We start from the raw sequence: 20,163 nt of genomic DNA, 5'->3' as shown, positions 1-20,163 counted from the left end.
ACCAGGGGGTTTCCTTGCCTCTCAACGGGTTTCAGTCACAGACCGTATCGCCTGGCTTGCACGGAAAGACTCACTGTCAGGGCATCCTTGCGGGCACTTATCCGCGTGACCAAGACGCCGCTATGGCCGATCACGGGGGTGGCTTAACCGCCCGTAAATACGTTGCCCCCGATACGTAACGGAGTCAAGGCCAACAGTTGAGTTCTCAACATGGTGACTTGTACCACTGTTTCCTGGTTTCACGAGGCACGCGCCAAGTAGTCCAGTTTGGTAACGTTTGCCTCCGTCCATATCCCGGGATGGAGAACCATGAGTACCCACCACTTCAATGACACGTCAGGTCCACTGACGCATCGTCAGCTGGAGATCCTCAACTGCCTGGTTGCAGCCTCAGACCAAAACGAAGCCGCAGTCTGGCTCGGTATCACGCCCACCCAAATCGGCCGGCAAAAGAACAAGATCACCGAACTCCTCGGCGCTGAGAATTTTGTCCAGGCCGCGATCCTCGCTCATGAGCGGGGACTCATCAGTCCGAGGGCCCTCCCCTTTGGCCTTGCAGAGCGTTTCGACAACAGCGCGACTGGTCCAGAGAGGTGAGGTGTAGCAAGCATCTTGGGCACAGGGACGACGCAGCGTCTCCTCGTTCTCCACTCGATGACTCAACGGCCGGCTTTTCCGAGGTCGCGCTCACGACGGTTCCCTCACGGCTCGCGCAGCGCACGGTGGCGCCTCCGCAGGAAGTCTCCGGAGAGCCTCCCTCCATCGGTGGAGGTCATGCTCGGACTCCCCAGGACTCGATGTTCCAGAGCGGCCCCGAATCGGTGAACGGGTTGGGTTCGACGCCCTCGAGCCGGTCAATACGGACCAGCTGGTGCGGCGTCCCCGTCAGCGGCAGGGAGTAGGCGTGGTCGACGACGAGCATGCCCTGCTCGTCGGCGTAGACCGCCGAGGGCAGCAGCGGTGCGACCCGGCCGTTCGGGCGGGTCACGACCGCGACCGTATGGGACGTACCGAAGTCGATGCCGAGAATGAGACCGCTTTGAGGGGCAGGGGCGTCCATTCAGCCAGGTTAGGGAAGTACGGCAATGGGAACGGTCGCGGACGCGTCCTCCCCGGGCCTCAGGCACCTCCCTCTGTTGACAACATCTTGTCAATATGACAGAATATTGTCAACAGAGAGGGGAGATCGACAATGACGAAACACGTGCACCTGGCCGTCTACGACACCATGTCCGACTGGGAGGTCGGACACGCGACCGCCCACATCAACAACGACGACTGGCAGCGCGACCCGGGCCGCTACCGGGTCGTGACCGTCGGCGAGAGCCGCGAGCCGGTCCGGACGATGGGCGGCATGACCATCACACCCGACATCGCACTCGACGAACTCGGAGCGGACGGCAGCGCAATGCTGATCCTCCCCGGGGCGGACACCTGGCTCTCCGGAGGCAACACCGCCTTCGCCCGAAAGGCAGGGGAGTTCCTCGACGTCGGAGTGCCCGTCGCGGCCATCTGCGGCGCGACCGCCGGACTCGCGGCAGAGGGCCTGCTCGACGACCGCCGCCACACCAGCAACGCGCCCGAGGTCGTGAGCGCCTTCGGGTCGAAGGGCGGCGAGCACTACTGCGACCTCCCGGCGGTCACCGACCGGGGCCTCACCACCGCTTCAGGAATCGCGCCGGTCGACTTCGCCCGAGAGGTGTTCGCCGCGCTCGAGTTGTATACGCCTGACGTCCTGGAATCCTGGTACAAGCTGTACGGTCTCGGCGACCCGGCCGGATACTTCGAATTGGAGGGCGCGTCCGCGTGAGCGATCACCAAGAGCTCCTGTCAGGGATGGCGCTCACAGTGTTCAAGCTGAACGGCCAGTTCCTCGACGTCGCAGAGGGACTGGCCAGGCCGGTCGGGCTCACCGCGGCCCACTGGCAGGTCCTCGGCGCCGTGTTGAAGGCACCGCTTCCGGTCGCCGGCATCGCCCGCGACATGGGCATCACGCGTCAGGCGGTCCAGCGCATCGCCGACATCCTGGTGGAGAAGGGCATGGCCGAGTACCTGCCGAATCCGGCGCACCGGCGGGCCAAACTGGTCGCGCCGACCGAGCGGGGCAGGGAGGCCGTCCAGCGGATCGGGCCCGCTCACGCGGCGTTCGCAGACCGGCTGTGCGAGGCCCTGGGTGAGGACCGCGCTTCGGACGTCCACCGCCGGCTCCAGGAGCTCTCCGACGCGTTGGAGCGCTTGGAGCGGAACGAGGACCGCGCCTGAAGGCCTGGGTGATCCCGTTCGGGGTCACAACAGGGAGACTTCGACGCCTTCGGTGTCGTTGGAGACCTGGAATCGCATCGCCGCCAGTTCGGTCCCCTCCGGCACGTCGAACAAGAGCTTGCCTTCGATCGTGTCGCCGGAGTTGATCGCGCCCATCCGGATCGTGTCGCCGTCCAGGAACAGCCCGGCGTCGGACTCGGCGGTGTACTCGTTCCCGTCCGTGTCGACCAGCTTCTGTAGGCCGTCGTAGAAGATGCCGGGGAAGTCTCCGAGGTTCTCGATCGTGAGGTCGACGATCACGAACTGGCCTGCCGCGTACTTGATCGGGGCTTCGGTCCCGAGCTGGATGGCGCCATGCTCGACGCTTTCGACGGTGAACTCGAAGTCTCCGGCGATGACGGGCTCGACATCGGAATGGGTGATGACGCTGTGGTCCGGGGCCTCCGCCACGGTGGCGTCGACGTCCTCGTCGGGGAACGCGAACGACAGCGCCGTGCTCACCGCCGCCAGCGCGATGCCGATGATGGACACGAGCCGGTTGGACCTGGCGACCCCGATGACGCCGAGCGCGATCGCGGCGACTCCCGCCCCGATGGCGATGTAGATCCCGACGTCCAGGATGAGGCTCAGGAACAGCGGTGAGGTAGCGAGGACCAGAGCGAGGACGCTGATCGCCTTGGGCCGCTCATCGCCGCCGCCGGAGGCGCCCGTCATCGGAGACGACGCGGGCGGCGGGACCTCGTCGGATCCCCAGTGGTCTACCGAGGAAGTGTCGGACATGCGCTAATCCTTCGCGATGGGCGTGACGGCGGAAACGACTTGCGAGACGGCGGCACGAGTTTCTGGCGTGGTCCAGGATAGACAGCAATCGTCCCGTCGAGGGTCCGCGCGAGCTGGCCTTCTCGGGACACCATGATCGGTGTGCGCTGCGGAAACGCTCAGGCTTCTCGGGTGGCGGACAGGTCGCGGCGCTCGTTCGTGCAAGAGCCGTGCACCAGCCGTGCGGTCATCCGTCAGCGAGACTCGGGGATGAAGCGCAGTTGGTCGGGCCGCAGGCTCACTCGCGTGGTCGTCTCGGTCCGGTCGTCGACGAACTCGACCTCGAAGGAGGTCGGATCGTCGTGCATATCGACGATCGTGCCGACCGCTCCGGATCGGAGCCCGTACTCCTCGAGGACGACGAGGAGCTCCACCCGGTCGCTGAAGTTCGGCTCCTCCTCGTCCTCCGGATCGCGATCGATCGAGAGGAAGCCGGATCCTCGCTCGGGAACGCGATTGCACCACGCCAGCGTGTTCTTGCGAACAGCGAACACGGCCACCAGAACGTAAAGCCCGAGCAGCATGGTGAGGATCGCCGACCCGGGCATTCTGCGGAACTGCGGTGCGGAGTTGCGGCTCATCGGCCCGTTATAGCCGGACCCGACCGGGAGGGGTCCCGCAGCCGCGGCCCGAGCCCACCCGGCCCGTCCGCAGGGACGCGTAAGGGACTCCGCGTTCGTATATTTGATGGTGTGTCATCCGAGCAGTTGACGGTGGGCATCCTCGGGCCGCTCGAGGTCGCCGTCTCAGGCAGCACCGTCCCGGTCGCCGGGGCGCGGCTCCGCGCGCTGCTGACCCGCCTGGCGTTGAGCGCGGGCGAAGCGGTCGGCTCCGAGGCCCTGGCCGAGGCGGTCTGGCCCGAGGACGGACCGGCCGACCCGGTCGCCGCCGTCCGCTCCCTGGTCACCCGGCTGCGGCGGCTGCTCCCGGACGGCGCGATCGCCTCGGTCCCGGCCGGGTACCGGCTCGACGCCGAGGTCGATGCCCAGCGGTTCCGGCGCCTGGCCGCCCAAGGCCGCCCGGCCGAGGCCCTGGCGCTGTGGCGCGGGGACGCCCTGGCCGACCTCCCCGGCTGCACCGGCGCCCGCGCGGCCCTCGAAGAGCAGCGCCTGGCCGCGTTCGAGGACCGCACCGAATCCGAACTCGCCCGCGGCGGCGCGGTCGCGGTCGCGGAACTGTCCGAACTGGCCGCCGAGCATCCGTACCGGGAGCGCCTGCACGCCCTGCTGCTCCGGGCCCTGCGCGCGACCGGGCGCGGCGCCGAGGCCCTCGCCCGCTACGAGGAGCTGCGCCGCCGCCTCGCCGACGAGCTCGGCGCCGACCCCGGCGCGGAGCTCCGCGCGGTCCACCTCGAACTGCTCGAACCGGCCGCGCCGCGCCCGAGGCGTCGGCGAGGGAACCTGCGCGCGGCCCTGACCAGCTTCGTCGGCCGCGAGACCGAGGCCGCCGAGCTCCGGCGGGCGCTCGAGTCCTCCCGCCTGGTGACCGTCACCGGCCCCGGCGGGGTCGGCAAGACCCGCCTGGCCTCCAGCGTCGCCGCCGACCTCACAGAGGTGCTCGACGGCGTGTGGATGGCCGAGCTCGCCTCGGTCACCGACCCCGACGACGTCGCGCAGGCCGTCGCCCAGACGCTCGGCGTGTTCGAACCCGAGCCGCCCAAGATGGGCCACCGGTCCGCGGGGGCGCACGGCGGGACCGTCGACCGCCTCGCCGAGGCCCTGGCCGACCGGTCGACGCTGCTGCTGCTCGACAACTGCGAGCACGTCATCGGAGCGGCCGCCGACCTGGCCGACCGGCTCCTGGGCGAGTGCCCCGGGCTGCGGATCGCCGCCACCAGCCGCGAGCCGCTGGCGATCACCGGCGAGACCGTCCACCCCCTCGGCCCGCTGCCGGTCGAGGCCGCGTCCAGGTTGTTCGCCGACCGAGCGGCCGCGTCCCGGCCCGGCCTCGACCTCGATCCGGCCGCCGTCGCCGAGATCTGCCGCAGGCTCGACGGACTGCCGCTGGCCATCGAACTGGCCGCCGCGAAACTGCGGGCATTGTCCCTCGACCAGCTCGCCGAGCGCCTCGACGACCGGTTCCGGCTGCTCACCGGCGGCTCGCGGACCGCGCTGCCCCGCCACCAGACCCTCCGCGCCGTCGTCACCTGGAGCTGGGACCTGCTGGACGCCGACGAGCGCGAACTGGCCGAGGCCGCCTCCGTCTTCGGCGGCCTCACCATCGAGGCGGCCGAGTGGATCGGCGGCGGCCTGGAGACGGTGACGGCCCTGGCCGACAAGTCGATCCTGCGGCCGACCGGCACCGGATCATTCCGGATGCTGCAGACGCTGCGCGAGTACGGGCGCGAGCGGCTCGAGGAGACCGGCCGCCTCGGCAAGGCCCGCGCCGCCCACGCCGCCTACTGCCTCGACCTGGCAGAGCGCGCCGAGCCGCACCTGCGCGGGGCCGACCAGCTCGAATGGCGGGCCCGCCTGGACGCCGAGCACGACGACATCCTGGCCGCGCTCCACTACGCGGCCGCCTCGGGCGACGCCGACACCGCGCTGCGGATCGCCGCCGCGATGAGCATGCACTGGTTCAGCGGCGGGCCGTGGCCCGACGTGTCCGGCTGGTACGAGACCGCCCTGCGCGCCGAGGGCGACGCTCCCGGGCCGGCCCGGTTGGCGGCTCAGGGCATGCTGCTGGTCAACCGGATGATGTGCGGGACGTTCCAGCCCGACGAGGTGCTGGAGGAGTTCCGGGCCATCGTCGCGGCGGCCGAGCCCTACCCCGACCACCCGCTGCTGGCGCTGGCCGAGCCGATGCTGCGGATGTTCACCGACGAGCACGAGCGGTGCAGGGCCGTCATCGAGGGCCGCATGGACCACCCCGACGCGTGGACGCGGGCGGTGCTGCGGATGCTGCGGGCGCTGCTGCTGGAGGACCGCGGCGAGATCACCGCGACGCGCGCCGAGCTGCGGCGCGCCGTCGCGGCGTTCCGCGACGTCGGCGACCGGCTCGGCCTGGAGCACTCGCTGATGTGGCTCGCGCAGGCCGACCTGATGTTCGGGGACCTCGCGGCCGGGATCGAGGGCCTGCGCGAGTCGATCCGGTTGCAGCGCGAGCTGTCGCCGGATACGGTCGCCGCGCAGAGCCGGGCCGTGCTCGCCCAGGCCCGGGCCGTGTCGGGCGACGCCGAGGCCGCCCGCGCCGAACTGGAGTCGATCATCGCCGACGCCGGTGAGCGGGAGGGCGACTTCTCCGCTCCGCGGCAACTGCTGTGGGCCCACCTCGGGCTCGGCGACCTGGCCCGCGCCGCGGGCCGCGTCGGCGAGGCCGCCGAGCACTACGCGGCGGCTGCCTGGCCGGAGAACCACAGCCAGGTCGCCTCGCCGCAGTGGCAGGCGCTGATGGCGCGGGCCCACATCATGCTCGAGATCCTCCGCGGCTCGCCGGAGACGGCCCGCTCGGGCCTGGACGACGCGATCGCCTACGGCATGGACGCGATGGACATGCCCGTCCTGGCCAGGGTCGCCGTCGCCGCGGCGGCCCTGGCCGACGCCGAGGGCGAGCCGGAGTCGGCGGCGACGTGGCTCGGCGCGGCCGAGCGGCTGCGCGGCGCCCCCGACCGGTTCGACGCCGACGCGCTCGCCGTCGAACGGGCCGTGCGCAGCCGGGTCGGTGACGCGGCCTTCGAGGCCGCCTACGACGCCGGCCGCGCGCTCGCCAAGCCCGACGCGCTCGACCGCCTCGATCAGCTCCGCCGCCGGTAGGCGCTGACCGCCAGCGGCGCGAAGACCGCGAGGATGCCGGCGCTCCACAGCAGCGTGGCCGTGGCCGGGCCGGCGACCGGGCCGCCCATGAGCAGGCCGCGGGCGGCCTGCATCGCCTGCGCGGCCGGGTTGACGTCCACCCACGCCTGGAGCCAGCCGGGCAGGGTCTCGGTGGGGGCGAGCAGGTCGGAGCCGAACGTCAGCGGGAACAGCACGATGAACGCGATCCCCTGGACGCCGCCCGGGTCCCGCATGACCGCTCCCAGCAGCACGAACATCCAGCTGACCGCGAAGGCCAGCGCGATCGCGAGCAGGCTCGCGGCCAGAATCTGGAGCGGCCCGGTGTCGACGCGGTAGCCGATCGCGGCCGCGAAGGCCAGCAGCACCACGATCGCGACGACGTAGCGGATCGCGTCGCCGAGGACGGCGCCGACCAGCGGCGCGGAGCGGCCGATCGGCATGCTTCGGAACCGGTCGAACACGCCGTTCTTGATGTCGTCGTTGAAGTTGACGCCCGACTGCATCGAGGCGAACAGGGTCACCATCACCATGATCCCGGGGACCAGGGTCCGCAGGTAGTCCTCGGTGGAGCCGGCGACGGCCCCGCCGAGCAGGTAGGTGAACATGACGGTGAACATGACCGGTTGCAGGGTCACGTCCAGCAGGTGCTCGGGGTTGCGGGCGGTCTTGATGAGGCTCCGCCCGGCCAGGGCCAGCGAGTGGCGCGCCAGGCCCAGCGGCCGGGGCGCGCTCAGTTCCATCGTGGTCATGCCGCGACGGCCTCCTTGTCGTCGGCGGCGGTGTGCCCGGTGAGTTTGAAGAACACGTCGTCGAGGTCGGGCAGTTGCAGGGCCAGTTCGGTGACGGGGACGCCGGCCCGGTCGAGTTCGGCGACGACGGCCGGGAAGTCCCGGTCGGTCTCGGCCGGGACCGACAGGACGCCGCGGTGCGGCGAGTCGGGCGAGCGGCCGGTCACTGTGGACAGGACCCGTCCGGCGTCGTCGAGCCGGGCCGGGTCGGCGGGGCGGACGGTGATGTGCCGGCCGCCGACGATCCGCTTCAGATCCGCGGGGGTCCCGTGGGCGATGACCTCGCCGGAGTCGATCACGGAGATCTCGTCGGCGAGCGCGTCGGCCTCCTCCAGGTACTGGGTGGTCAGCAGCACCGTGGCGCCGTCGTCGACCAGCCGCCTGACCACGCCCCACAGCTCCTCGCGCTTGGCCGGGTCGAGGCCGGTGGTCGGCTCGTCGAGGAACACGATCTTGGGGCGGCCCATCAGGCTCGCGGCCAGGTCGAGGCGGCGGCGCATCCCTCCCGAGTAGGTCCCCGCGGCACGCCCGGCGGCCTCGGACAGGTCGAAGTCGGCCAGCAGTTCGCGGGCGCGGGCCTTGGCCTCGGCCCCGCGCATGTCGAGCAGCCGCCCGATCAGCACGAGGTTCTGCGTGCCGGTCAGGTCGGCGTCGACGGACGCGAACTGGCCGGTAAGGCCGATCAGCCGCCGCACCTCGCCGGGGTGGCGGGCCACGTCCAGGCCGCCGACGGTCGCGGTCCCGGAGTCGGGGCGCAGCAGCGTGGCCAGGATGCGCACGGCCGTGGTCTTGCCGGCTCCGTTGGGGCCCAGCACGCCGAGGACGGTGCCCTCTTCGGCGCTCAAATCGACGCCGTCGAGCGCGGTCGTGGCGCCGAAGCGTTTGACCAGCCCCCGGGCTTGGAATGCGAGTGTCATTCCGGTCTCCTTGCGAACGAGTTCGGTTTCACGAACCACGTTCCGCGCCGGCCATGCCATACGGCGTGCACCGGCATGTCACCCGCGTTCGATCCGCTCCAAGGGACCGAGAAAGCGGCCGGGCGCTACTGCTGCGGGTGGCCCGGCCATCCGTTGTCGGGCTGTTGAGAGGGCTGGGGCTGCTGAGGAGGTTGCGGCTGCTGGGCGTACTGCGGGGCCGGGGCCTGCTGCGGCGTCGGCGCCCAGCGCATCAGGAAGATGCTGGCGGCCAGCAGGATCGCAGCGAGGATGTAGAGCCAGAGGCCGCCGCCGGCGCTCGCTTCGATGTCGGCGTCCTCGAAAGTCTCGTTGCCGAAGGCGGCGTTGAGTTCGATGACCGGGTGGAGCGCGGCGGCGGCGGTGAGCGCGGCCAGGCCGATGCCGCCGAGCTTGGCGGCCCACTGGAGGCCGGGCTTGATCCCGGCAGCCGCCCAGCCGACGAGGACCACCAGGATCAGGGCCGGCGAGAGCCCGGGGAGGCTCACTCCGACGGTGCCGAACACTAGCGCGGCCCCGCCGTCGGCGTCGCTGCCGCCGAGGGAAACCTGCGGGATCAGGGAGCCGACGGCGAGCAGGAGCAGGCCGGCCCCGGCGAGGCCGAGCCCGACGGGAGTGGGGCGGTCGGGGCCGCTCGGGAGGAGCCGGCCGTAGGCCGGCTGGGGAGCCGGGCCGGGTTGCACGGGCTGGCCGGGCTGGGGGTGGGGCGAGTACTGCGGCTGGTGCGCGGCGTTGTCGTTCAAGGGAAGGTCACACCTGTCTGTGGGTCGGAGGGTCGGGGCGCTACTGCTTGAAGAAGTCGAGCACGCTCTGGATTCCGGGAATCTGCTCCATGATGTCGACGAAGACCTCCCAGATCAGCTTGCAGAGCGTGATCGCCATCGTGACCAGGCTGATCGCGGTGATGAACTTGTTGGCGACCTCGACGATGGCCAGGATCATCGTCGCGGCCGACGATGTCCCGAAAGTGGCCGCGCCCGAGGCCATTCCGGGCAGCCACTTCGTGATCGCGTTCTTGACGATCGTAGCGAGTAGGTCCTTGACCTTGTCCTCGCATTTCTTTGCGAGCCATGCCATGCCGCGCAGCGCGATCGAGATCGCTATGCCCCACATGGACATGACGGTGATCGACCTGCCGATCTCATCGACGCGCTGACGGGCGGCGTCGGCGTCCCGGCCCTGCCAGTCCCGCAGCGCCTCGGCGCCGGTCTCGGCGATGTACGAGCCGGTCTCCATGCCGCCCTGCACCACCGTCAGCCACATCTCGACGTAGCCCTTCATACGCCCTTCGTTGCCGGTGACCAGGCCGAGTATGTCCTTCAGCGGCGCGCACAGATCGATCACGAAGTCCACGAGGGTCCCCGCCAGCATTTGAAGCGGATCGCCCCAGTGGTTGCTTCCGCCCTGCTCGAACTTCTCGATCGCGGCGTGCGCCGCGTTGGACTTCTCGATGATCGAGTCCACGGCCATGACCATCGCGGGCCAGTCGGCGAGGTCGTCGATCTCGTCGACGGAGTTGCTGATGCCGTTGAGCGCCTTGTGGTTGTTCATCCCCGTGAAACCGAGGGAGGCGTTGGTCAGTCCGGTCACGACCCCTTTGAGGTCGGGAGCCCAGGCGCCGGGGGAGAGGTCGACGTCGTCCTGCGTCTTGGCGTCCTGCTGCCAGTCGAGTTCGCCGTCACTCACCGCTGTAGTCCCCGTCCAGTTCGCCCTCCAGGTCGAGGAAGAGCTGGACGTTGCCGTCGTCTCCCCGGCGGGCCTCCTCGGCGCAGTCCTCGATCATCTTCGCGAAGCCCTCGACGGTCTGAACGGCGCCTTCGAACTGCTGGTGGAGCTGCTCGACGAGCCCGATGTAGAACGGTGCGGCCAGCATGGTCGCCGGAAGGCCCCACGCCCAGACATCGGGGTCGGCGTCTCTGGCATACTCGGCCAACTCCTGGACTTTGGACGCCGATTGCCGGATGGTGGACGCGGCGGCGTCCAGCTCTTCAGGATCGATACTGATGCCGCTCATATGGGCCCCTTCCTCATTGGTGGCCACAAGGGTATGAGCGGGCGCTTTCCGAACACTTGCCGTCGAATTGCCGCGGGCTCGGCGACTCGGTCACATCGATGCCAGCAGTCCGCGGGCGCGCGCTTCGAGGAGCGCGAAGCCACATTCGAGGGCGGTCTCCAGGGCCGACTCGGCGTCGCGGCGGGCCGACTCGGTCTCGCCGAGGTGCAGGTGAGCGGCGGCGCGGCCGAGGGTCGCCTCTGTGCAGTAGTAGATGCCGTCGTTCCTGGCCAGCTCGATGGCACGGTCGAAGCAGGCGAGCGCCTCGCGATGCTCTCCGCGGGCGTCCCGGGCCGCGCCGAGCGCGGTCAGCGCGATCGATTCGCCCAGGGGCCCGGAGGATCCCTCCGCGCGCTCGACGGCCTGAACCGCGTGTTCGAGGGCGAGATCGACGCGTCCGGCGTCGAGGTGGACGACGGAGGCCATCGAATGGTCATGGTCGGCGTTGGCGACGCCGTGCGATCGGCGATGCGCCTCGAACACTCTGTCCAGGTAAGACTGGGCTTGGTCGAGATCGCCGCGGGCGCTGTGAATGGCGGCGAGGTGGGCGTACATGTCCGTCTCGTAGGTGAACCTGCCGGTCTCGGCGACGAGCTCCAGCGCCCGCCCGAAGCGGTCGATGGCCGCGTCGAGGTCGCCGCGATGGCGGTAGGCGAGGGCGAGGGCCATAAGGTCGGCGATCTGGCCGTGGGAGCGGCCGAGTTTCAGATCGGTGCGCAGTGCCGCCTCCCCGTGGGCGATCGCCTCGTCGAGCCTCCCCATGCTGAAGCAGGCGTACGCGACGTTCTGCTCGGCGGCGGCGAGGCAGGGCAGGTGATCGGCCTTCGCCGCGACCTCGGCCGCGCGCCGACCGTGCGCCAACGCCTCCTCCGACCTGTTGCGCTGCAACATCGCCGTGGTCAGGCTCAGCTCGGATACGGCCTCGCCCACCAGGTCTCCTTCGGCGCGCGCGGCGTCCGCCGCCGCGCGGCCCGTTCTGAGGGCGTCGATGCCGTGGCCCCCGATCCACATATAGCCGCGCAGAGCATCGTTGAGCAGCCAGGCGATCCGGCGCGGACCGTGTTCGGCGGCATGGACCACGGCCGCGACCAGGTTGGCGTGCTCGGCCTCCATCCAGGCGGCGGCTTCGTCGGAGTCCAGGTCAAGACGTGCCGCGGTGTCCTCGGGCGGAAGGCGGGTGAAGGTCCGGTACAGCTGCCGATGACCGGCGTCGACTCCGCCCATATACCACCCGAGCAGGCGCGCGGTCGCCGCGTCGCGCTCGGGCTCGGGGTCTTCGGCCGCGGCGCGCTCGGCGGCGTAGATGCGCAGCAGGTCGTGCAGCCGGTAGCGGCCGGGCCGGTGGCGTTCGACCAGGTGGGCGGCGACCAGGCGCTCCAGGTTCCGGTCGGTGTCCTCGGCGCCGGTGTCGGCCAGCCGCGCGGCCGCGGCCGCGGCGATGTCCGGGCCGGGGACGGTGCCGAGCAGGCGGAACAGGCGCCGCGCCGCCTCGGGCACGGCCTCGTAGGCGGAGTCGAAGACCGCTCGGACGGCCGCGTCGGCGCCGTCGAGCTGGAGCGAGGAGAGCCGGTCGCTCGCGGCCAGTCGTTTGGAGTACGCGGCGATGTCGAGCTCGGGCCGGTCGGCGAGGTCGGCGGCGGCGATGCGCAGGGCCAGCGGGAGCCCGCCGCACAGATCGGCCAGTTCGTCGGCGGCCTCGGCGGGGACGTCGAGGAGGTCCGCTACCAGGCCCCGGGCGTCGTCGTGGGAGAGCGGGCCGAGGGGCAGGCGGGTGCCGCCGTCGCGGACGGTCAGCCCGGCCAGGCGGTGGCGGCTGGTGACCAGCACCAGGCAGCCGGGCCCGCCCGGCAGCAGGGGCCGGACCTGCTCGGGCGCGGCGGCGTTGTCGAGGACGACGAGCATCCGGCGGTCGCCGGTGCGGGTGCGGAAGCGGGCGGCGGCCTGGTCGGCGCCGACGGGGATGCCCGCGGCGGGCACGCCGAGGGACGACAGCAGCGCCTTGAGCGCGTCGATCGGCCGCAGCGCCGTTTCCGCGTCGTCCCCGCGCAGGTCGAGGAACAGCTGGCCGTCGGGGAACCGGTCGGCCCAGCGGTGGGCCCAGTGGAGGGCCATGGCGGTCTTGCCGACCCCGCCCATGCCGGTGATCAGGGCCAGCGGCGCGGGACCGGACTCGGCCAACCGGTCCAGGGCCCCCAGTTCGGCGTCGCGGCCGACGAGCCGGTCGGGGGCGCGGGGCAGCTCGCGCGGGACCGCCACTGGCGCCTCCGCCTCGACCGCCGGTGCGGACACCGGCTCCCACCTGCGGTCCAGGGTCGCGGTCGCGACGTCCTCCAACCGGTCGTCGGAGCGCAGCACGGCCTCGTGGACGCGCCGCAGCAGACTGCCCGGCTCGACCCCGAGCGTGTCGACCATCGCCGCGCGCCGCACGCGGTACACCTCGAGCGCCTCGGCCTGCCGTCCGGCGCGGTATAGCGCCAGCATGAGCAGGACACTGATCCGCTCGACGTACGGGTGCGCCTCGACCAGCTCGGCCAGCGGAGCGATGGCCTCGTGGTGCCGGCCCGAGTCCAGGAACGACTCTTGGAGCGCCTGCCTGGCGATCAGGCGCTGCTCGGTGAGCCGTTCGATCGCGGCGGTGATCTGCCGGGACGGCTCGATGTCGGCGTAGGGTTCGCCGCGCCACAGGTCCAGGGCGCGTTCGAGGGATTCGGCCGCCGCCGAGGGCTGCTGGTCGGCCCGCTGGGAGCGGGCGCGCTTGAACAGCTCGTCGAACCGCAGCACGTCGAACTCGTCGGCGGTGACGGCGATCCGGTAGCCGCCCGGGTCGCGGCGGATGCGCTCGGGATCGCCCAGGGCCTGCCGCAGCCGGTGGACGTGCACCAGGAGCGTGCTCGCGGCGCTGCGCGGGGGCGCACCGGACCAGACGGCGTCGGACAGTTCGTCGACGGTGACCTGGCGGCCCGCACGGGACAGCAGCACCGCCAGCAGGCGGCGGCGTATGGGCGCGAGGTGAGGGCCCCGCCGGTCGCCGAGGCGGATTTCCAGCGGGCCCAGCGCCCTGAAATCGAACTGTTCGGCCACGCGGCGGCACTCCTCCGGAAATCCCCGAAAACGCAGGTTAGCCTCGCAAATCCTATCGGGTGCCCGCAACGGCAATTCCACGGCAACTGAGCGACAAGTCCGGCCGCATAGGGTCGCGACGAGGGCTGGGCGGGACGGACGCGATGCACCCCCGCCGGACTGCCGGGAGTCCGCCCCGCCCGCTCGCGGTACTTCTTCGAGACCCCCTGACCCCTCCCGCATGCGGCCGGCCCGCCGAGACACATCTCCTCCCGCGGCGGGCCGGCTTTCCCACATCGGGGCCGCCGAAGTGCAAGCATGGACTCAAGGCCTTCGATCCGGCGGCGAGGGGACGTTCGTCCCTGCCGCGGCATCGATCCGAAGCGGAGACTCGTCCGTAGAGCGATCGAAAGGAGAAGCCCATGGCGAACGGGGCGAAAGGCAAGATCGTGGTCGGCGTCGACGGCTCGCCCGCTTCGGCGCGGGCCCTGCGGTGGGCCCTGCGCCAAGCCGAGCTGACCGGCGCCGAAGTCGAGGCGGTGCACGCCTGGCAGATACCGGCGATGTACGGCACGGCGGCGATGACGCTGCCGGGCGACCAACTCGCCGAGACCGCCGAGAACGCGATGACCGAGGCCATGGACGCCGTGGCCGGGGAGGCCCGGTTCAAGGACATCCCGGTCAACCGGCGGCTGGTCGAAGCGCACCCCGCGAAGGCGCTCATCGAGGAGTCCAAGGACGCCGACCTCCTGGTGGTCGGCAACCGGGGCCACGGCGGATTCGTCGGGGCGCTGATCGGATCGGTGAGCCAGCAGGTCGTCCACCACGCGTCCTGCCCGGTGGTCGTCGTCCGCGCCGAGAACTGAGCGAACACGCGGGTCGCGCCGGTCCGAGCGGACCGGCGCGGCCGCGCGCGCGTCAGCAGCCGACGAAGTGCTCGTCGCCCGACCAGCCGTCGTCGGCCCAGTCCTCGGCGGGCGCGGGCTCGAACTCGGGGTAGAGCCCGGACAGCTCCCCGAGCAGCCAGTCGGTGAACCTGGCCGCGCCCTGCGGGCAGGTGTGGATGCCGTCCTCGCTGCGGTCCGGTACTCCGTCGCGATCGGCCCGGTACTCCTCGCCCCACACCTCGGAGGCGTCGAGCAGGTGGGCCTCGTCCGAGGACTCGGCGACCTCGGCGGCGACCTCGGGGGCGCGCTCCAGTTCGTCCATGTGCGGCTCGTAGAACTCGTCGGGCTCGATCGGCGGGGCGGTGACGAAGACCAGTTCCGCGCCGGAGTCGGCGACCGTCTCCAGCAGCCGCTCGTAGCCGGAGCGCTGCTCGTCCTCGCCGCCCCAGTCGTAGGTGGTGATCTGGTAGACGACCACTTCGGGCTCGGCCGAGGCGATCTGGTCGGGAAGTTCCTCCCACTGCTCCTCCGAGAAGGGACCGACGACGTTGCCGCCGCCTTCGGAGGCGAGCGACTCGAACGGGACGTCGCCGGCGGCGAAGGCGTGCCGCATGGGCACGGCCTGACCGGCGGCGACAGAGTCGCCGAGGAGGAGCACCTTGGACAGGCCGTTCCCGCCGAGGTCGCCGCCGGATTCGGACTGCTCGGTGCAGGCCGAGGCGATCAGGATCAGGCCGGCCAGGGCCGGGATGAGTTTTCGCTTCGTTCTCATGGGCTCGACGGTGCCGCGCCCGTGTCCCGTCCCCTCCGCGGCGATGTCGCGATCGTGTCGCAGCCTCGGTCGAGGAGTCCGGTTCGCCGCCGGAGTCTCCTAGGCTGGGCGAGTGGCGGCGATTCTGCTCATCGAGGACGACCCGATGGTGCGGCGCGGGCTCCAGCTCGCGCTCGGCAGGCACGGGCACGAGGTCGAGGCGGCCGAGACCGGCGAGGACGGGCTGCGGCGGTTCCGCTCGACCGTGCCCGACCTGGTGGTGCTCGACCTGATGCTGCCGGGCGTCGACGGCCTGGAGGTGTGCCGCCGCATCCGCGCCTCCAGCGAGGTCCCGGTGATCATCCTGACCGCGCGCGGCGACGACTTCGACGTGGTGGCGGGCCTGGAGGCCGGCGCGGACGACTACGTGGTCAAGCCGGCCCAGCCGACCGTGCTCGACGCGCGCGTCCGCGCGGTGCTGCGCCGCAGCGTCGGCACCCCCGACGGGGTCCGGGAGCACCGGGACCTGCGCATCGACACCGCATCGCTGGCGGTGTCGCTGCGCGGCGAACCGATCGCGCTGACGCCGACCGAGCTGCGGCTGCTGCTGACGCTCTCGCGGGCGCCGGGGCGCGTCTTCAGCCGCCAGCAGCTCCTCGAAGAGGTCTGGGAGCACGACTACCTCGGCGACTCCCGGCTGGTCGACAACTGCGTGCAGCGGCTGCGTGCCAAGATCGAGGCCGACCCGGCGAGCCCCGAATACGTCCAGACCGTCCGCGGGTTCGGCTACCGGTTCGGACCGGCATGATCCGCCGCTGGTGGCCGCGCGGGCTGCGGGCCCGCCTGATCGTCGCGTTCGCGCTGGTGACCGCGCTCGGCGCGGCCGCGGCGGCCTGGGCCGGAGCCGGGGCCGCGAGCGGCGCGATCGTCTCCGAGACCGAGCGGTACGCCACCGAGACCACCGCCGCTCAGATCGAGGGGATCGCCCCGCAACTGGAGTACCCGCCCGACCAGGCCGGACTCGACCGGCTGCGGGCGGCGGTGGGCGCGGACACGCTGGTGACCTACGGCGACCTGCGGTCGGGCGACTGGACCGTCGCCGACCTGGTGACCGACGACCTGCGGACCGCCGTCCGCGTGAACGCCCGCCTGGCCACGCAGCGGGTCGAGGCCGACTCCACGCCGTGGCTGCTGGTCGGCACCCCGGTCATGTTCACATCCCCGGACGGGACGAGCGCGGCCTCGGGCATCGAGGTGTACTCCGCGCACGACCTCACCGGCGTCCAGGAGCGCCTCGACGACCTCACCAGGTCCGCGGTCGGCACGGCCCTGCTGGCGCTGCCGGTGGCGGTGCTGCTGGCGCTGGCCGCCGCCGGCGGCGTCCTGCGGCCGGTGCGGCGGCTGCGCGACACCGCGCGCCGCCTCGCCGCCGGGGACCTCGACGCCAGGTCCCCGACGAAGGGCTCGGACGAGCTGGCCGAGCTGACCGGGACGATCAACGAGATGGCCGCCTCGGTGCAGTCGTCGATGGCGGCGATGCGGCGGATGCAGGCCGACGCCAGAAGGTTCGCCGCCGACGTCTCCCACGAGCTGCGCACCCCGCTGAGCACGCTCACCGCGGTCGCCGAGGTGCTCGGCGACGCCGCCGAGCGGATGGACGACGAGGCCCGCGAGTCCGCGCGGATGGCGGTCACCGAGACTCACCGGCTGGTCAGGCTCGTCGAGGACCTGATGGAGGTCTCCCGTTTCGACGCCGGGACCGCGAGGCCGCGCTTCGAGGAGGTCGACGCGGCAGCGGCCGTCCGGGACTGCCTGCGCGCCCGCGGCTGGACCGACCGGGTCGAGGTGGACGCGCCCGGCCTGGTGCGGCTGCGCGCCGACCGGCGCCGCCTGGACGTCATGGTCGCCAACCTGGTCGGCAACGCGCTGCGCCACGGCGCCCCGCCCGTGCGGGTGCGCGTCGCCGAGAGCGGCGACCGCGTGTCGATCGAGGTCGCCGACTCCGGGCCCGGACTGGACGAGGAGGTCCTTCCGCACGTGTTCGACCGCTTCTACAAGGCCGACGCCGCCCGCTCCCGCACCCCCGGCAGCGGGCTCGGCCTCGCGATCGCGCTGGAGAACGCGCGGGTCCACGGCGGCGACATCACCGCCGCCGACGCGCCCGGCGGCGGGGCGCGGTTCACCCTGCTCCTGCCGCGCGAGGCGGAGGACCGATGAGACGGATCTGGACGGCGGCGCTGCTGCTGCTCGCCCTCGCCGGCTGCGGCGTCCAGCCCTCGGAGGTGGCCGACGGCGGCCGGGCGCCCACCGGCGTCGCCTCCGGGGTGACCCTCTACTTCGTCGACGCCGAGGGCGGTCTGGTGCCGCAGCTGCGCGAGACCGACCGACTCGGCTCCATCTCCGAGGCGCTGTCACTGCTGTTCACCGGGCCCGGCCACTCGGAGTTGAGCACCGACATCCCGGAGGAGGCGCCGCGCCAGGTCGTGGTGACCGCCCGGCCCGACCGGATCGAACTGCGGGTCCCGCTGGCGTTCGACGAACTCACCAGGACCGGCATCGACCAGATCGTGTGCACCGCGCTCGGCGTCCACGTCCAGAGCGGAGGATCGACGGACACGACCGCGGTCCTCCAGTTCACGCAGACCACCGCGGAGTCCAAGGTGGAGCGGTCCTGCCCGCTGACCGGGTGATCAGTCCAGCTCGGTCAGGTCGATCGCGGGCGGGGCCGGGTCGGGCAGCGCGAACCACATCACGGCCAGGGCCGCCATGGCCGCCGCGAACGCGATGAGGCCGCTTCTGCCTCGGGCCCAGTCGGCGCGGAAGCGGATCGGGTCCTCGACCAGGTACTTCGACAGCACCGCCAGCCAGATCGACACCGCGCACACGAACCCGGTCCACGCGAGGCCGTCGAGCCCGGTCCGCTCGGGTGAGAGCAGGACGATCACCGGCCAGTGCCACAGGTAGAGGCCGTAGGAGACCAGCCCGAGGCCGCGCAGCGGCCGCCACGCCAGCGCGCGGGCCGCCGGTGTGCGCGGCGCGTTCGCGCACAGGCCGATCAGCAGCGCCGAGGCCAGCGAGTGCGCGGCCAAGCCGCCGTTGAACAGCCACGGCGAGGCCACTCCGTCGGCCAGCACCCAGGCCGCGGCGAGAGCGGCCACCAGGAGCGACGCGGCCGCGCCGGCCCACCGGGCCGGGATTCGGGTCAGGGCGGCGCGGACCGGCCGGGTGGCGACCGCCGCGCCCAGGAGCAGTGAGAACGCCCGAGTGTCGGTGCCGATGTATACCCTCGTCGGGTCCGCCTCACTGAACATCGAGACCATCAGCGCCAGGGACGCTGCCGATGCCAGCACGGCGGTCACGGCCACGGCGGCGTGGACGCGCCGCCCCAGCAGCGCCAGGGCCAGCACGATGAGCGGCCACACCAGGTAGAACTGCTCCTCGACGGCGACGCTCCACAGGTGCTCGAACACCCGGTCGGGTCCGAACCGGTCCCAATACCCGGCCGACTCGGCCAGCAGGTGCCAGTTGATCAGGTTGGCCTGCACCCACGGTCCGTCCGAGAGCGTCGTGCGCACCGTCTCCGGCGGTGCGACCGCCCACGTCAGGGCGGCGACGGCGGCCAGCATCGCCGCCAGCGCGGGCAGCAGCCGCCGGACGCGCCTGCCCCAGAAGTCGACCAGGGACACCGTGCCGGTCCGCTCGGCCTCCCGCAGCAGCAGGTCGGTGATGAGGTAGCCGGAGAGGGCGAAGAACAGGTCCACGCCGAGGAAGCCGCCGGGCAGGTGCCCGGTGTGGAACAGCAGGACCCCGGCGATGGCGGCCCCGCGCAGTCCGTCCAGCGCGGGCAGGTACGGGGCGGGTCGGGGGATGGTCGTGCCGGCCTGGGCCGGTTGCGCTCGCGTCATGGCCCGAGGGTTCCGCGCCCGTGTCAGGAAGCGGTCGTGTCCGTGTCGCAGTCGTGTCGCGGCCGAGGCGTCCGTTCAGGACCGATGACCAGTAGGCTCGGTCGGGAACCGGAGCCTCGCGGAAGGGCACGTGCTCATGGGAAGGATCAGGAACCTCGACGACCTGCGACGCCATTGGGACAGGTACTCGATCGGCTACGACAGGAGCATGGTGCGCTCAGAGCGCTGGCTCTTCGCGGACACCCGGAGCTGGATCTGTGGGCGGGCCCGGGGCCGGACCCTGGAGGTCGCGATCGGCACCGGACTGAACCTGGAGCACTACCCCGAGGGCGTCGAGTTGGTCGGCCTCGACTTGAGCGCGGGCATGCTCGCCGGAGCCAAGCGGCGGTCCGGCGAACTGGGGCTCGACGCCGAGCTGCGCACCGGCGACGCCCAGCGCCTCGACTTCGGCGACGACTCCTTCGACTCAGTGGTCTGCACGTTCTCGCTGTGCGCGGTTCCCGACGACGAGAAGGCCGTCGCCGAAATGGTGCGCGTCCTGCGCCCGGGCGGGCGGCTGCTGCTGGCCGACCACGTGATCGGCGCGGCCTGGTGGCTGCGCTCGCTCCAGCGGGTGATCGAGATCGGCTCGGTCCCGATGGGAGGCGAGCACTTCCGCCGCCGCCCGCTCCTCCACGTCGAGGCGGCCGGGCTGGAGATCGTCGAACGCGACCGCTTCAAGGCGGGTCTGATCGAACGCCTCCACGCCCGAAAACCCGAACTTCCTTAGCCGAGGGCGGGCAGCACCGTCAAGCCACGGCGATGCCTACCAGAGCGGCGGTTGCGCAAGGAGTCACAGCCGACAACGAGGCAGGAGATATGCCGGACACACTGTCGCGGCCGGGTTACTCCGGGTAAAGGTTCAACCGGGCG

At 71.8% G+C, this 20,163-nt stretch carries 20 protein-coding genes; 9 read left to right on the top strand and 11 right to left on the bottom strand.

All coding sequences use genetic code 11. From position 1 onward, the window contains the following. Positions 1-309: 309 nt before the first annotated feature. Positions 310-597 (top strand): helix-turn-helix domain-containing protein, encoded by a 288-nt coding sequence (locus JFB92_RS23815; protein ID WP_199044328.1) that lies wholly within the window; start codon positions 310-312, stop codon positions 595-597. Between the two features lie 175 nt (positions 598-772). On the opposite strand, the gene JFB92_RS23810 is transcribed toward JFB92_RS23815, so the two are convergent. Further along, positions 773-988, bottom strand: a complete 216-nt coding sequence (locus JFB92_RS23810) for a hypothetical protein (protein WP_199044326.1) — start codon at positions 986-988, stop codon at positions 773-775. Positions 989-1,192: 204 nt separating this feature from the next. On the opposite strand from JFB92_RS23810, the gene JFB92_RS23805 reads away from it, so the two are divergent. Together JFB92_RS23805 and JFB92_RS23800 are read left to right on the top strand one after the other, a co-directional pair. Further along, complete coding sequence (locus JFB92_RS23805; RefSeq protein WP_199044324.1) at positions 1,193-1,810, top strand: DJ-1/PfpI family protein; 618 nt, start codon at positions 1,193-1,195, stop codon at positions 1,808-1,810. A 26-nt stretch (positions 1,811-1,836) separates the two neighbouring features. Further along, positions 1,837-2,262: a MarR family winged helix-turn-helix transcriptional regulator gene (locus JFB92_RS23800; RefSeq protein WP_199044330.1), complete on the top strand. Its 426-nt coding sequence runs from the start codon at positions 1,837-1,839 to the stop codon at positions 2,260-2,262. Between the two features lie 24 nt (positions 2,263-2,286). Here JFB92_RS23800 and JFB92_RS23795 read toward each other — a convergent pair whose 3' ends face one another. Both JFB92_RS23795 and JFB92_RS23790 read right to left on the bottom strand, forming a co-directional pair. After that, complete coding sequence (locus JFB92_RS23795; protein ID WP_199044322.1) at positions 2,287-3,042, bottom strand: DUF4352 domain-containing protein; 756 nt, start codon at positions 3,040-3,042, stop codon at positions 2,287-2,289. A gap of 233 nt (positions 3,043-3,275) precedes the next feature. After that, the gene (locus tag JFB92_RS23790; protein ID WP_199044320.1) at positions 3,276-3,662 is read right to left on the bottom strand and encodes a DUF4926 domain-containing protein; all 387 of its coding nucleotides are present in this window, start codon (positions 3,660-3,662) and stop codon (positions 3,276-3,278) included. Between the two features lie 111 nt (positions 3,663-3,773). Here JFB92_RS23790 and JFB92_RS23785 point away from each other — a divergent pair, with 111 nt between their 5' ends. Further along, the gene (locus tag JFB92_RS23785) at positions 3,774-6,833 is read left to right on the top strand and encodes an ATP-binding protein (RefSeq protein WP_199044318.1); all 3,060 of its coding nucleotides are present in this window, start codon (positions 3,774-3,776) and stop codon (positions 6,831-6,833) included. Here the strand turns inward: JFB92_RS23785 and JFB92_RS23780 are convergent. The 6 genes from JFB92_RS23780 to JFB92_RS23755 form a co-directional block, all read right to left on the bottom strand. Further along, on the bottom strand, positions 6,815-7,603 hold the full coding sequence (locus JFB92_RS23780; protein WP_199044316.1) for an ABC transporter permease: 789 nt from the start codon (positions 7,601-7,603) through the stop codon (positions 6,815-6,817). The genes JFB92_RS23785 and JFB92_RS23780 overlap by 19 nt on opposite strands. Continuing rightward, on the bottom strand, positions 7,600-8,559 hold the full coding sequence (locus JFB92_RS23775) for an ATP-binding cassette domain-containing protein (RefSeq protein WP_199044314.1): 960 nt from the start codon (positions 8,557-8,559) through the stop codon (positions 7,600-7,602). Before JFB92_RS23775 ends, JFB92_RS23780 begins: the two co-directional genes overlap by 4 nt. Positions 8,560-8,684: 125 nt before the next feature. Further along, a complete protein-coding gene (locus JFB92_RS23770) occupies positions 8,685-9,338 on the bottom strand; it encodes a hypothetical protein (protein ID WP_199044312.1) in 654 nt (217 codons plus the stop codon). 40 nt (positions 9,339-9,378) lie between these two features. Further along, positions 9,379-10,281 (bottom strand): hypothetical protein, encoded by a 903-nt coding sequence (locus tag JFB92_RS23765; RefSeq protein WP_199044310.1) that lies wholly within the window; start codon positions 10,279-10,281, stop codon positions 9,379-9,381. Beyond that, positions 10,274-10,609, bottom strand: coding sequence for a hypothetical protein (locus JFB92_RS23760; protein ID WP_199044308.1), 336 nt, complete (start codon positions 10,607-10,609; stop codon positions 10,274-10,276). Before JFB92_RS23760 ends, JFB92_RS23765 begins: the two co-directional genes overlap by 8 nt. A gap of 90 nt (positions 10,610-10,699) precedes the next feature. Then, entirely contained in the window at positions 10,700-13,729 is a 3,030-nt protein-coding gene (locus tag JFB92_RS23755; protein ID WP_199044306.1) for an AfsR/SARP family transcriptional regulator, read from the bottom strand. Positions 13,730-14,130: 401 nt separating this feature from the next. On the opposite strand from JFB92_RS23755, the gene JFB92_RS23750 reads away from it, so the two are divergent. Then, a complete protein-coding gene (locus tag JFB92_RS23750; RefSeq protein WP_199044304.1) occupies positions 14,131-14,574 on the top strand; it encodes a universal stress protein in 444 nt (147 codons plus the stop codon). Between the two features lie 52 nt (positions 14,575-14,626). On the opposite strand, the gene JFB92_RS23745 is transcribed toward JFB92_RS23750, so the two are convergent. Further along, positions 14,627-15,367 (bottom strand): SGNH/GDSL hydrolase family protein, encoded by a 741-nt coding sequence (locus tag JFB92_RS23745; RefSeq protein ID WP_199044303.1) that lies wholly within the window; start codon positions 15,365-15,367, stop codon positions 14,627-14,629. A 112-nt stretch (positions 15,368-15,479) separates the two neighbouring features. Here JFB92_RS23745 and JFB92_RS23740 point away from each other — a divergent pair, with 112 nt between their 5' ends. From JFB92_RS23740 to JFB92_RS23730, 3 genes are read left to right on the top strand one after another with little or no spacing between them, the layout of a single operon-like run. Next, a complete protein-coding gene (locus JFB92_RS23740) occupies positions 15,480-16,154 on the top strand; it encodes a response regulator (RefSeq protein WP_199044302.1) in 675 nt (224 codons plus the stop codon). Then, positions 16,151-17,563, top strand: coding sequence for an ATP-binding protein (locus JFB92_RS23735; RefSeq protein ID WP_199044301.1), 1,413 nt, complete (start codon positions 16,151-16,153; stop codon positions 17,561-17,563). The genes JFB92_RS23740 and JFB92_RS23735 overlap by 4 nt, the downstream gene beginning before the upstream one ends. After that, complete coding sequence (locus tag JFB92_RS23730) at positions 17,560-18,036, top strand: hypothetical protein (protein WP_199044300.1); 477 nt, start codon at positions 17,560-17,562, stop codon at positions 18,034-18,036. The genes JFB92_RS23735 and JFB92_RS23730 overlap by 4 nt, the downstream gene beginning before the upstream one ends. Here the strand turns inward: JFB92_RS23730 and JFB92_RS23725 are convergent, their stop codons facing one another. Continuing rightward, complete coding sequence (locus tag JFB92_RS23725; RefSeq protein WP_199044299.1) at positions 18,037-19,251, bottom strand: acyltransferase family protein; 1,215 nt, start codon at positions 19,249-19,251, stop codon at positions 18,037-18,039. 136 nt (positions 19,252-19,387) lie between these two features. Here JFB92_RS23725 and JFB92_RS23720 point away from each other — a divergent pair, with 136 nt between their 5' ends. Beyond that, complete coding sequence (locus JFB92_RS23720) at positions 19,388-20,020, top strand: class I SAM-dependent methyltransferase (protein WP_199044298.1); 633 nt, start codon at positions 19,388-19,390, stop codon at positions 20,018-20,020. Positions 20,021-20,163: the final 143 nt, after the last annotated feature.

This window comes from Glycomyces salinus, assembly GCF_016428645.1.
In the GTDB taxonomy this organism is placed as follows: Bacteria; Actinomycetota; Actinomycetes; order Mycobacteriales; family Micromonosporaceae; genus Glycomyces; species Glycomyces salinus.
The sequence above is the reverse complement of the archived record's forward strand: the minus strand, read 5'-3'. Positions and strand labels throughout refer to the sequence as shown.

Bases quoted from the DNA above. Each gene is read 5' to 3' on its own strand.
- JFB92_RS23815 (WP_199044328.1), top strand. From the start codon at position 310: ATGAGTACCCACCACTTCAATGACACGTCAGGTCCACTGACGCATCGT.
- JFB92_RS23805 (WP_199044324.1), top strand. From the start codon at position 1,193: ATGACGAAACACGTGCACCTGGCCGTCTACGACACCATGTCCGACTGG.
- JFB92_RS23800 (WP_199044330.1), top strand. From the start codon at position 1,837: ATGGCGCTCACAGTGTTCAAGCTGAACGGCCAGTTCCTCGACGTCGCA.
- JFB92_RS23795 (WP_199044322.1), bottom strand. From the start codon at position 3,042: ATGTCCGACACTTCCTCGGTAGACCACTGGGGATCCGACGAGGTCCCG.
- JFB92_RS23790 (WP_199044320.1), bottom strand. From the start codon at position 3,662: ATGAGCCGCAACTCCGCACCGCAGTTCCGCAGAATGCCCGGGTCGGCG.
- JFB92_RS23780 (WP_199044316.1), bottom strand. From the start codon at position 7,603: ATGACCACGATGGAACTGAGCGCGCCCCGGCCGCTGGGCCTGGCGCGC.
- JFB92_RS23775 (WP_199044314.1), bottom strand. From the start codon at position 8,559: ATGACACTCGCATTCCAAGCCCGGGGGCTGGTCAAACGCTTCGGCGCC.
- JFB92_RS23760 (WP_199044308.1), bottom strand. From the start codon at position 10,609: ATGAGCGGCATCAGTATCGATCCTGAAGAGCTGGACGCCGCCGCGTCC.
- JFB92_RS23750 (WP_199044304.1), top strand. From the start codon at position 14,131: ATGGCGAACGGGGCGAAAGGCAAGATCGTGGTCGGCGTCGACGGCTCG.
- JFB92_RS23745 (WP_199044303.1), bottom strand. From the start codon at position 15,367: ATGAGAACGAAGCGAAAACTCATCCCGGCCCTGGCCGGCCTGATCCTG.
- JFB92_RS23735 (WP_199044301.1), top strand. From the start codon at position 16,151: ATGATCCGCCGCTGGTGGCCGCGCGGGCTGCGGGCCCGCCTGATCGTC.
- JFB92_RS23730 (WP_199044300.1), top strand. From the start codon at position 17,560: ATGAGACGGATCTGGACGGCGGCGCTGCTGCTGCTCGCCCTCGCCGGC.
- JFB92_RS23725 (WP_199044299.1), bottom strand. From the start codon at position 19,251: ATGACGCGAGCGCAACCGGCCCAGGCCGGCACGACCATCCCCCGACCC.
- JFB92_RS23720 (WP_199044298.1), top strand. From the start codon at position 19,388: ATGGGAAGGATCAGGAACCTCGACGACCTGCGACGCCATTGGGACAGG.